The following is an 11,905-nucleotide window of genomic DNA, read 5'->3' as shown; positions in this document are numbered from 1 at the left end:
CTTCCACCTCATCCGCGACGCCCTGGAGCTGGCCATCGGCATGTCGGGCAGGTTCCGCGGGGGGCGCCCGGCGGCCCGCCGCCCGCTCCGGTCCCGCCGCCGGTACTCGTTCCCGACGCGGCACTGATCCGTATCGGCGACCTCGCCGGCCGTCCCCGCGGTACGGGCTTCGTCGCCGACCATCACGGCACGGTGCTGACCAGCCACGAGGCGGTCGACGGCCTGTCCCGCCTCATTCTGCGCACCGCCGCGGACCGGCGCCGCGTCGTGGCCGCCGCCGACGTGACCCCGCTGCCCGGCCTCGGTCTCGCCCTCGTCCGCGCCGGGGGCCTCGGCGTCGCCCCGCTGCCCGTCGCCGCACGCGACCGGGTCGAGCCCGGCACCTACGTCCGCATCGCCGCCGGAGGCTGGCGCGAGGCCCGGGTCCTGGGCGCGGCCGAGGTCACCTACACGGCCACCGACCGCTTCCACCTCATCCGCGACGCCCTGGAGCTGGCCATCGGCATGTCGGGGCGGGACGCGTTGCGGCTGGGCGGCGGAGCGGCCGGCGGGCCCGTGCTCGACGTGTCGACCGGCGCCGTCCTCGGCGTCCTCGGCACCGCCCTCAGCTCCGGGCACAGCGAGGTCGGCTTCGCCGTCCCGCTGCGCGCCACCGCCGGGGGCCCGCTCGCCGATCTCCTCGCCGAGAACGCGGCCACGGTCCCGGCCTACGGCGCCGACCTCAATCCGGCCGGTGTCCTCGCCCTGACGGCGACGTCGACGAGCCAGGACGGCCCGGCCGGGGTGTCGACGCGCGGTCTCGACGAGGGCGGCGCACAGGCGGGCCGCCCTGTAGGACCCGACGTCCCACCCGACATCAGATCCGACATCGGACCGGACATCGGACCGGACGTCGGACCCGACATCGGACCGGACGTCGGACCCGGCCCAGGTTTCGACGTAAGTCGCGAAAACGGACCCGACGTGAGTGCGGACGTAGGCTCCGGGCGCGTGGCGCCGGTCGAACGAGCCGCGGTGACCCGCGAGTTCGCCGCCTTCGAGGCGAGCCGCGCCAGTGTGCTGGGCCTCGTCGGAGCACCCGGCACCGGACGGACGACCGAGCTGGCGGCACTCGCTGCCCGCCGGGCCCGGGGTGCCCGGCCGGGGCCCACCCTGTGGCTGCGCGGCGCCGACCTGCGCGACGGCGACCGGTCGCTGGCGGACGCGGTGCGCAGGACGCTGGCCCGCGCCGCCCGCATCGTGGCCGCCGCCTCGGAGACCTTCCGCCCCGCCGGGCTCGACGACACCAGCCCCGAGCGCCTCGCCCACCTCGCCCGCGCCGCCGGACGGCCCCTCCTGCTCCTGCTCGACGGACCGGAGGAGATGCCGCCCGTCCTGGCCCACCGACTTCCCGAGTGGACCGAGGGCACGGCGGCCTGGCTGCGGGACACGGGAGCTCGGCTCGTCGTGGCGTGCCGCGCCGAGTACTGGGAGCACGCGGGAGCGGAGTTCCCGCGCGAGCTGCTGTACGACACGGGGAGCGGAGCGCGTTCCGGAGCGTCGCGTGCGGTGCGGGTACCGCGGCCGGGACTGCCGGGGTCCGGGGCGCCACTGTCCGTACCGCCGCAGCGTGAGACAGGGGCGGCAGGGGCGGCGCGCCCGGCGCAGGCACGCTCTCCACGCCTCGAACCCGTGTCGCCCTTCGGGGTGGGCGCGGGGGACCCGGGTACCGGCTCGGCGTGGGGCGTACCCTCGCCGGGCACCGCGGCCGCCCCGGAGATGTCACCGCAGCACACGACCTCCACGAGGCCGTCGACTCCGAGGTCGCCCGCCGCGGAGGGGCCGCCGCAGCACACGGCCGCCGCAGGGCCGCGGCCGACGACGTCCCCCGCCGGACCGGCGTACCGCGCGGACCTGCCGCCCTGCGTCCGTCTCGGGGACCTGACCGGCGAGGAGGCACGGGAGGCGCGCGCCCGCCACCGGGTGCCGGACGGTGCCCTCGTGGACGGGGACGCGGGCCACCCCCTCACCCTCCGCCTGCTCTCGGAGGTCCACGCCGCCCTCCCAGGCCCCCGGCCCCCCGTGCCGGTCGACCGGGACACCGTCTTCCAGGCCCACCTGGACCTGGTGTGCCTGCGCGTCGCGATCCGCCTGGCCCGGGAGAACGGACTGCACGGCACCGCCGTACGCCGACTCGCGGCGAAGGTCTCCGGGCAGGTCCACGAGGCGGCACGGCGCAGCCTCGGGCCCGGGCAGGGCGGGCTCGACCGGGCGTCCTTCGAGGCGCTGTTCCCGTGGGGCCCGGCACCGGCCCGTCTCGGGGGCGGTGTCGGATGGGCGTCCGCGGTCCTCGCCGAGGGCCTCCTCGTACCCGCGGGCGACGGCTACCGCTTCGCGCACGAGGAACTGGCCGACTGGATCCAGGGTTCCCACCTGGACCTGGACGAGGCCCTGCGCGCCCTGGTCCACCGCCGTGGAACCCCCGACGGGACGCACACCCTGCCCGTCCCGCACCACCGCATCGGCTCCGTCGTCGAGGCCGTACTGCTCCTCGGTCGACAGCACGGCGTACTGCAACTCGCCCTGACCCTCGAGGAGCTGGTGCAGGCCCTCGACCTCGACCCGCACTCCTGGTGGGCCGCCCGCCTGCTCGCCGGCGTACTGACACGCGTGCCCGACGCGACGCCGTACACGGAGGTGCTGCGGCTGCTCGCCGACGGTATCGCCGAGCGGAAGGAGCAGGCGCGGAAGGAGCAGGGGCTGAAGGAGCAGGGGCTGAAGGAGCAGGGGCGGAAGGAAAGAGGGGAGTGGGGAGGGTTGCCGGAGGCCTTCGGGTCCGACTTCTGGACGTCCCTGCGCCTGCCGGAGAGCACGCGCCTCGACTTGCTGCGCCGCCTCGTCCTCGCCGACGGCCCTCCGCACGAGCCGGGCCCCCGCCACCTCGACACCGTCGCCGGGCTGCTCGCCGCCGACCCCGCGGCCGTACAGCCGCTCCTCGTACGGTGGTTCGGCGACGAGCGGCTGCTGCCCTCCACGCCGCACGCCACCGTGGCGACGGCCGCCCAGGCGCTGCTGCACACCCACCGCCACCGAGGTCTGGACGGCCTCACCGAGGTACTCGTCGACAGCACGCACCCACGCGCCGACGAACTGCTCGCCGTCCTCGCCGAGGAGGAGCCGTCGGCGCTCTGCCGGGCGGTGGAGCGCTGGGCACGCGACGAGCGCCCGGCGCGGCAGACGGCGGCGGTCACCCACGGCCTGCGCACCGCCCCGCACGCCCGCACCACCGCCGACCGCACCCTCCTCCGCCACGCCGCACTGGTGCTGCTCGCCGGCCCGTCCGACAGCCCGCTGCGCGGCGGCGCGCTCGCCCTGCTCGTACAGGACCCCGGCAGCCGGGACCGCCACCTCCCGAGGGCGCTCGACCACTTCGCCGCGAACGACCCCTACCTGCCGCCGGCCGCGGTGGCCGCCGCGCTGCCCACGCACCCCGAACCCGTACTGGAGGCCTTCCGGGCCCGGCTGCGCGGCCCGGACACCGGCGAGGCGCTGCGCCGGCTCGCCGACGCCACGACACCGGTGCTGGTCCACCGGGTGGCCGCCGTCCTCGGACAGGCCGTGGCGGAGCGCCCCGGGACCGCCGGGCACCTCGCCGCCTACGTCGACCGGCGCCTCGACACGGACCCCGCGCCCCGCGCCGTACTCCTGCCGCTGGTCACCCGCCTCCTCGACGCCGGCCCCGAGGCGGCGCGGGCCGCGCTCGCCGGCGTCCTCGCCACCGACCGGGCTCGCCCCACCGACACCACCGACGCCGGTAGGGCCACTGACACCGGTAGGGCCACTGACACCAGTAGAACCACTGACACGACTAGAACCACCGGCAGCACCAGAACCATCGACCCCACCGGCGCCTCGGGCGCCCCCGGTACCCGTGACCGCGCCGGCCAGAGCCGGACGCTCCGCCGCGAGCTGCGGGAACACCTGCTCGCCCACGAGCAGGCGCCCGCCGTCCTGGACGCGCTGCTGCGCGCGGCCGCGGCGTGCGACGGCGAGGAACAGTACGCCCTCGTCCACCGCACCGGCCTCCTCCTCGTCCGCACCCCAGACGGTGCCACCCGTTTCGACCGCGCCCTGGTCGACCTGGCCCGGCACCTCCCGGGCTTCGCCACCCGCCTGACCGGCTGGCTGACCGACGCGCCCCACGACTGGGCCGCACTCGTGGGCCCCAGCGCACGCCGCACGCTCGAGAACCTGGCGGGCGTCCGCGTCCCCGCCTGACCACCCCGGACCCGCCCGGCCCCCGGGGCGTGCGGCCCGTCACAGGGCCGATGCCGATGCGGGCGGTCGCCGGACGGCATGGCACCCTTAGACCTGCGCAAGGGGCACGACGGGATCCGGAGAATCCGCGGAATCACCGGATCCGCGAGTCCAGGGAAACCACGAAAACCCAAGAACATCCACGAGAACCCACGAAAACCACGGAAACCCACCGAGGAGCAGACACAGTGCAGCGCTGGCGTGGCTTGGAGGACATCCCCGAGGACTGGGGGCGCAGCGTCGTAACCATCGGCTCCTACGACGGCGTCCACCGTGGGCACCAGCTGATCATCAAGCACGCCGTGGACCGCGCCCGCGAGCTGGGCGTCCCCGCGGTCGTCGTCACCTTCGACCCGCACCCCAGCGAGGTCGTCCGCCCCGGCAGCCACCCGCCGCTGCTCGCCCCGCACCACCGCCGGGCCGAACTGATGGCGGACCTGGGCGTGGACGCGGTGCTGATCCTCCCCTTCACCAAGGAGTTCTCGAAACTCTCCGCCGCCGACTTCGTCGTCAAGGTCCTGGTCGACCGGCTGCGCGCCAAGGCCGTCGTCGAGGGCCCCAACTTCCGCTTCGGCCACAAGGCCGCCGGCAACGTCGACTTCCTCGTCGAACAGGGCAAGGTCTACGACTTCGACGTCGAGGTAGTCGACCTGTACGTCACCGGCGAGGCGGGCGGTGGGGAGCCGTTCTCCTCGACCCTGACCCGTCGCCTGGTCGCCGACGGCGACGTCGCCGGCGCCGCCGAGATCCTGGGCCGCCCGCACCGTGTCGAGGGCGTCGTCGTGCGTGGCGCCCAGCGCGGCCGGGAGCTGGGCTTCCCCACGGCCAACGTCGAGACCCTCCCGCACACCGCGATCCCGGCCGACGGTGTGTACGCCGGCCTGCTGCACGCACAGGGCGAGGCGATGCCGGCCGCGATCTCCGTCGGCACCAACCCGCAGTTCGACGGCACCGAGCGCACGGTGGAGGCGTACGCCATCGACCGCGTGGGCCTCGATCTGTACGGACTCCACGTCGCCGTGGACTTCGTGGCCTTCGTCCGCGGGCAGGCGAAGTTCGAGACGCTGGACGCCCTGCTCGCGCAGATGGGCCAGGACGTCGACAGGTGCCGCGAGATCATCACGGCACAGGACCGGCAGGACTGACCTCCCGCGGTTGCGTCCGGGCCCAGTGACAGGCGGCCTGGGACGACCCGCCGCCACCGAGGACGCCCGGGTCCCGGCTCCGGCAGGCGTCGGCGACGCCTGCCCGCTCGGCCGTTCCGTCCGCCAGGACCTGGCAACGGACGTGGAAGCGGCAGCCGGTGGGGATGTACGACGGGTCCGGAGGCTCACCGGTGAGCACCACCGGGTCGCCGGGCGCCTCGGGCAACACGGACAGCAGGGCCCGGGTGTACGGGTGCCGGGGTGCTGTCAGGACCTGCTCGACCGCGCCCGTCTCGACGATCCGCCCGAGGTACATCACCGCGACCCGGTCCGCGATGTTCCAGGCCAGCCCCAGGTCATGGGTCACGACCAGTGCGGACAGGCCCAGTTCGGCGCGCAGCCGCAGCAGCAGCGCGAGGATCTCGCCGCGCACCGACGCGTCGAGCGAGGCCACCGGCTCGTCGGCGACGAGGAGTTCCGGGCCCAGCACCAGCGCGCCCGCGATGACCACCCGCTGACGCTGACCCCCGGACAGCTCGTGGGGGTACCGCAGGAAGAACCGCTCGGGCGGGCGCAGCCCGGCCCGCGACAGCGCCTCGGCGACCGCGGTCCGCTCGTCCCCGGGGTGAGCGTGGATGCGCAGGCCCTCGGCGACGATGTCGTACACCGTGTGCCGCGGGTTCAGCGAACCGCTCGGATCCTGGAGGACCAACTGGGCCCGCCTGCGGTACGCCTTCAGCGCGCGGGAGGACCGTCCAAGGGGGGCGCCGTCGAAGGTGACGCGTCCCCGGGTCGGCCTGACCAGGCCCAGCAGCGAACGGGCCAGCGTCGTCTTGCCGCAGCCCGACTCGCCGACCAGCGCGACGATCTCGCCGCGCCCGATGTCGAGGTCCACCCCGTCCACGGCCCGCGCGTCGGGCCCGCCCCGCCGGCCGGGGAAGGCCACGTGCAGCCCCTCGACGCTCAGCAACGAGGATGCGGCACCGTGTGAGGGGCCGGGTGCGAGGCCCTGAGTGGGGCCCTGAGTGGGTCCTTGACCGGGGTCCTGAGTGGGTCCTTGAGCGGGTCCTTGGGTTTGGTGTTGGGCGGCGCTGGGCTTGGAGCCCGGCGTGGTGCCGGGCGGAGGCTCGGGCGGGGTGCCGGTCATGGGGTGCTGCTCCTCACTGAGTCGTCCTGCCCCGAGGCGGTACCGCCGGAGCCACTCCCGGACGTGGCCGAGCCCGTACGGGCGCCGGAACCCTCCGGGTCGCGGTCGCCGCCGGTCGTCCTTCCTCCGGCCGGCGCCCCGCTGCCGCCCGCTGCCCCTGCGCTGTCCGACACCCCCGAGCCGTCCGAGGCCCCCGAGCCGTCTGACGCCCCCGAGCCGTCCGCCCCCACGTGCACGCACGCCGCGCGCCGCCCCGCGCCCGCCTCCCGAAGGGCCTGGTCCTCGGTGCCGCAGACGTCCAGCGCGACCGGACAGCGGGGATGGAAGGCGCACCCCGACGGCACCGCCGCCGGGTCGGGCGGGTCGCCGGGAAGCCCGCGCGGCGCGAACCGGGAACCGGGATCGCCGATCCTGGGGAAGGCCTCCGACAGCGCCCGGCCGTACGGATGCCGGGCGTCGTCGTACACCTCCCGGGCCGGGCCCTCCTCGACCACCCGCCCCGCGTACATCACCGCGAGCCGGTCGCAGGTGTCGGCCAGTACCGCCAGGTCGTGGCTGATCATGATCAGGCCGACGCCCTGCTCACCCACCAGGCCCTCGATGAGCCGCAGGATCTGCGCCTGGATCATCACGTCGAGCGCCGTGGTCGGCTCGTCGGCGACGATCAGACGCGGGTCGCAGGCCAGGGCCATCGCGATCATCACGCGCTGCCGCTGGCCGCCCGACAGTTCGTGCGGGTAGGCCCGTGCCCGGACGGCAGGCAGCCCCACCTGCTCCAGCAGTTCCCCGGCCCGCCTGCGCGCACCGGCCGGGGTGGCCCTGCGGTGCAGGAGGACCGGCTCGGCGATCTGGTCGCCGATGCGGTGGACGGCGTTCAGGGAATGCATCGCGCCCTGGAAGACGATCGACGCCCCCGCCCAGCGCACCGCCCGCACCCGTCCCCACTTCATCGTGAGCACGTCCTCGCCGTCCAGCAGGATCTCCCCGCCGACCCGCGTCCCGGCCGGCAGCAGCCGCAGCAGCGCCAGTGCCAGCGTCGACTTGCCGCAGCCGGACTCGCCCGCGATCCCGAGCTTCTCGCCCGCGTCCACGGTCAGGCCGGCCCCGCGCACGGCGGCCGCACCACCCGGATACGTCACGGTCAGGTCCCGGACCTCCAGCAGACTCAACGGGACACCCCCAGCCTCGGATTGAGTACGGCCTCCACCGCGCGCCCGCACAGCGTGAACGCCAGTGCCACCACCGCGATCCCGATGCCCGGCGGCACCAGGTACCACCAGTCGCCGGAACTCACCGACCCCGCCTCCCGCGCGTCCTGCAGCAGCCCGCCCCAGGACACGACCGTCGGATCCCCGAGTCCCAGGAAGGCCAGGGTCGCCTCGGCCAGGATCGCGGAGGAGATGATCAGGGTCGTCTGCGCGAGGATCAGCGGCATCACGTTGGGCAGCACGTGCCGGGACATGACGTGCCAGTGCCCGCCACCCAGCGCCTTCGCGCGTTCGATGTACGGCCGCGACTCCACCGCCAGCGTCTGCGCACGCACCAGACGCGCCGTGGTCGGCCAGGTGGTCACGCCGATCGCCAGCACGATCGTGCCGAGCGACCGGGACAGGACCGTCGCCAGCACGATCGCCAGCACCAGCGTCGGCATCACCAGGAACCAGTCCGTGATCCGCATCATCACCGTGGCGTACCAGCCGCGGAAGTGCCCGGCGGTGATCCCGATGAGCGCCCCGATCAGCACTGACAGCGCCGCCGCGAGCAGCCCGACCAGGAGCGAGACACGCGAGCCCCAGACGAGCAGGCCCAGCAGGTTCCGCCCGAACTGGTCCGTGCCCAGCGGGAACCGGCCACTCGGGCTCTCCAGCGGCTGTCCGGGCGCGTCGGTCACGCTGTCCACGTCCGAACCGACGGTCAGCGGCGCGGTCAGCGCCACCAGTACGAACAGCACCAGCGCGGCCAGCCCCAACACACCCGCGCGGTGCCGGCGGTACTCCCTCCAGAAGCGGACGACGGAGGCGCGGCGCCGCCGCCGGGCAAGTGCACGCGGACCCGGCCCACCCGACTCCACCGAAGGCTGGGTGGTGCCGGTGCTGTCCGTGCCGGTGCCGGTGCCGGTGCCGGCGCCGGTGCTGGTGGTGGTGCTGTTCGTCCTGTTCGTGTCGTTGGTGCTGCCGGTGCTGCCGGTGCTGCCGGTGCTGCCGGTGGTCTCGGAGGTCATCGGCCCACCCTCGGATCGAGCATCGGATACAGCAGGTCGGCAAGGGTGTTCATGAGGATCACCGCTGCGGCGAAGACGAAGAACAGCCCCTGCACCAGCGGCAGATCGGGCACGCTGAGCGCCTGGTAGAACAGCCCGCCCAGGCCCGGCCAGGAGAAGACCGTCTCGACGAGGATCACCCCGGCCACGGTCCGGCCCAGATTGACGAAGACCAGGGTCACCGTCGGCAGCAGCGCGTTGGGCACGGCGTGCCGGCGCCGCACCAGGTCGTCCCTGAGCCCCTTGGCCCGCGCCGTCGTCAGGTAGTCGCCGCCCATCTCGTCCAGCAGCGCCGACCGGGTGACCAGCAGCGTCTGCCCGTACTCCACCGCGACCAGCGTCACCACCGGCAGGACGAGATGGTGCGCCACGTCCAGCACGTGGGCGAAGCCCTCCTCGCGGCCCGACTCCATGCCTCCCGTCGGGAACAGGCCCGGGATCGGGTCCACACCCACCGACAGCACGATGATGAGCAGCAGCCCCAGCCAGAAGGACGGGATGGAGTAAAGGGTCAGCGCCAGGCCCGTGTTGAGCCGGTCGCCGAGCCCGCCGTGCCGCCACGCCGAACGGGTGCCCAGGAAGGTGCCCAGCGCGGTGTACAGCACGAAGGCCGTGCCGGTCAGCAGCAGCGTGTTCGGCAGCGCCTCGGTGATCTTGTCGACGACGGGTGTGTGGAACTGGTACGACGTGCCGAGGTCACCGGTCAGCGCCTTGGCGCAGTAGTCCGTGAACTGCTGCCACATCGGCAGGTCGAGCCCGAACTCCCGCCGGTAGGCGGCGAGCTGCTCCGCGGAGACCGGACGGCCACCGGTCATGAACGCCACCGGGTCGCCGGGGATCAGCCGGAAGAGGAAGAAGCTGGTGACGAGAACGGCCAAGAGGGAGACGACCGCGCCGGCCAGCTTCCCGGCCACATACCGGGGATACGCGCTGCGGGAAGGCCCCCGGGGTGCCGCGGACGCCCCTTCCCCGCCCTGCTCGCCCTCCACGGCGGTGGGGCCGGCCGTGCTACTCACGGTCGTCGGCCGTCGCCCGCCGGCGGACGGCGAAGAGCACGGCCAGACCCGCGAGGACGACGACGCCCGCGGCGATCCCGATCACGGTGCCGGCCGACGACGAACCGCCCGAGGAGTCACCGGAGTCCGCCGGCATCGCCGACCACCAGCTCCAGTAGCCGTCCTGCCCGTAGATGTTGCCCGCGGCGGACGGCATCGTGGTGATCGACTCGATCTGGTCCGTGCGGTAGGCCTCGACCGCGTTCGGATACGCCATGACGTTCATGTACCCCGTGTCGTACAGCCGGGACTCCAGCTGTTTGACGATCCCCGCACGCTTGCCGGCGTCGTACTCGGCCAACTGCCGCGCGTACAGCTCGTCGTACTCCTTGTCGCAGATGAAGTTGTCGGTCGCCCCGGTGTCCTTCGGAGTCGCCGGGAGCGCGTCGCAGGTGTGCATGGAGAGCACGAAGTCCGGGTCGGGATTGACCGACCAGCCGTCGAAGGCCAGGTCGTACTCGCCGGCCAGCCACGGGTCCGTCACGTTGTCCAGGCAGTCGAGCGTGATGGAGATGCCCAGCTCGCCCCACCACTCCTGGAGGTACTTGCCGACCGCCTTGTCGTTCGGGTCGGTGGCGTGGCACAGGACGCGGTAGTTCAGCGGCTTGCCGTCCTTGCCGAGGCGCTTGCCGTCGGCGTTCGTCCGGTAGCCCGCCTCGTCGAGCAGCTGGGCGGCCCTGCCGGGATCGTGGGCCAGCTCCTGCCCGCCCGACGGCTCGAAGAAGTACGAGGGGAAGCGCGGCGGGATGTAGCCCGCCCCCTCGACCGCGTACCCCTGGAAGACCTTGTCGACGATCGCCTTGCGGTCCACCGCCATGAACAGCGCGTTGCGCACCCGCAGGTCCAGCAGGGACGGGTCGCCGTCCCCGAACTCCGTACCGTCCTTGGCCCGCGCACCAGGGTTGGTGGCGAGGGCGTAGAAGCGGCGGCCGGGCGCGTCGTTGACGCGAATGTTCTCCTCGCCCTTGAGCGAGTCGGCCTGGGCCGGCGTCAGGGACGGCGACCCGGCCACGAAGGACACCTCGCCCTTGCGCAGAGCGGCGACGGCGGCGTCCTGGTCCTTGTAGTAACGGAACACCAGCTCGTCGAAGTTCGGGGCGCCCCGCCAGAAGTCCTTGTTGGCCTTCAGCCGCACGTAGCTGTCGGGCTTGTAGTCGGTGAGGACGAAAGGTCCGTTGCCGACGACCGGGAAGTCCTTGTCGTTGTTGAACTCCGAGAAGTCGTCGACCTTCTCCCACACGTGCTTGGGCACGATCGGCACGTCGAGCGCCGTCATCGTGGCCTGCGGCTTCTTCAGCCGGATCACCAGCTGGGTCTCACTGGGCGCGGTGACCTCCGCGAAGTTGCCGACGAAGCTGCCGTTGGCGGTGGCGGCGCCCGGGTCGGTCATCATCTTGTTGAACGTCCACGCCGCGTCCTCGGCGGTGGCCTGCTCGCCGTCCGACCACTTCGAGTCGGAACGGATCGTGTACGTCCAGGTCAGCTTGTCCGGCGACGCCTTCCACTCGGTGGCCAGGCCCGGTATGACGTGGTTGTCCTTGGCGTCGTAGTTGGTCAGGTACTCGTACATCAGCCGGTGGATGCTCGTGCTGACCAGCCGCACCGCCAGGAAGGGGCTGAGCGAGTCGACGCTCTGCGCGACGGCGACGGTGAGCACTTTGTCGCCCCCGCCCCCGCCCCCGGTCCTGGTCCCGGCCCCGTCCTCGGCGGAGGCCGACGGGGCGACCGTCCCCGACGCGAGGAGGAGCGCCGAGGCGCCGAGCGCGGCGAGGAGACGGGCTCTCCACGGGCGGGGTGCGGTACGTCCACTGCGGTGCTGATCGTGTGTGCTCATGACTACCTGACCTCGCGTCATCGCACGCGCGGACGCCGTGGCGCTCGCGCACGGGGCGGGCTCGAACAGTGGTGAACGCGGAATGAAGTGTGTGTCTACCAGCGGCAGTCTGCGCGCGTCAACGGTGTGTCAAACCCCATGTGGCCTGCGGAAACGGCAAGTTGACCA

At 73.5% G+C, this 11,905-nt stretch carries 7 protein-coding genes; 2 read left to right on the top strand and 5 right to left on the bottom strand.

Going from position 1 to position 11,905, the window contains the following annotated elements; all coding sequences use genetic code 11:
* Positions 1-126: 126 nt before the first annotated feature.
* Together HZS56_RS20585 and HZS56_RS20580 are read left to right on the top strand one after the other, a co-directional pair.
* Positions 127-4,257: a trypsin-like peptidase domain-containing protein gene (locus tag HZS56_RS20585; RefSeq protein ID WP_374201186.1), complete on the top strand. Its 4,131-nt coding sequence runs from the start codon at positions 127-129 to the stop codon at positions 4,255-4,257.
* A gap of 227 nt (positions 4,258-4,484) precedes the next feature.
* Positions 4,485-5,441, top strand: a complete 957-nt coding sequence (locus HZS56_RS20580) for a bifunctional riboflavin kinase/FAD synthetase (RefSeq protein WP_216722207.1) — start codon at positions 4,485-4,487, stop codon at positions 5,439-5,441.
* Here the strand turns inward: HZS56_RS20580 and HZS56_RS20575 are convergent.
* From HZS56_RS20575 to HZS56_RS20555, 5 genes are all read right to left on the bottom strand, one after another.
* Positions 5,416-6,411 (bottom strand): ABC transporter ATP-binding protein, encoded by a 996-nt coding sequence (locus tag HZS56_RS20575; RefSeq protein WP_216722206.1) that lies wholly within the window; start codon positions 6,409-6,411, stop codon positions 5,416-5,418. The genes HZS56_RS20580 and HZS56_RS20575 overlap by 26 nt on opposite strands.
* Before the next feature lie 173 nt (positions 6,412-6,584).
* Positions 6,585-7,757 carry an ABC transporter ATP-binding protein gene (locus tag HZS56_RS20570; RefSeq protein WP_216722205.1) on the bottom strand — a complete coding sequence of 391 codons (1,173 nt, stop codon included), beginning with the start codon at positions 7,755-7,757 and terminating at the stop codon, positions 6,585-6,587.
* Positions 7,754-8,809 (bottom strand): ABC transporter permease, encoded by a 1,056-nt coding sequence (locus HZS56_RS20565; RefSeq protein WP_253914566.1) that lies wholly within the window; start codon positions 8,807-8,809, stop codon positions 7,754-7,756. Before HZS56_RS20565 ends, HZS56_RS20570 begins: the two co-directional genes overlap by 4 nt.
* Positions 8,806-9,837 carry an ABC transporter permease gene (locus tag HZS56_RS20560; protein ID WP_308408110.1) on the bottom strand — a complete coding sequence of 344 codons (1,032 nt, stop codon included), beginning with the start codon at positions 9,835-9,837 and terminating at the stop codon, positions 8,806-8,808. The genes HZS56_RS20565 and HZS56_RS20560 overlap by 4 nt, the downstream gene beginning before the upstream one ends.
* A gap of 19 nt (positions 9,838-9,856) precedes the next feature.
* Positions 9,857-11,737, bottom strand: coding sequence for an ABC transporter substrate-binding protein (locus HZS56_RS20555; RefSeq protein WP_216722203.1), 1,881 nt, complete (start codon positions 11,735-11,737; stop codon positions 9,857-9,859).
* Positions 11,738-11,905: the final 168 nt, after the last annotated feature.

Origin of the sequence: Streptomyces mayonensis, from assembly GCF_018982965.1 — a bacterium.
Classification (GTDB): domain Bacteria; phylum Actinomycetota; class Actinomycetes; order Streptomycetales; family Streptomycetaceae; genus Streptomyces; species Streptomyces mayonensis.
Note: the sequence above shows the minus strand (reverse complement) of the source record. Positions and strands in the feature narration are given on the sequence as shown.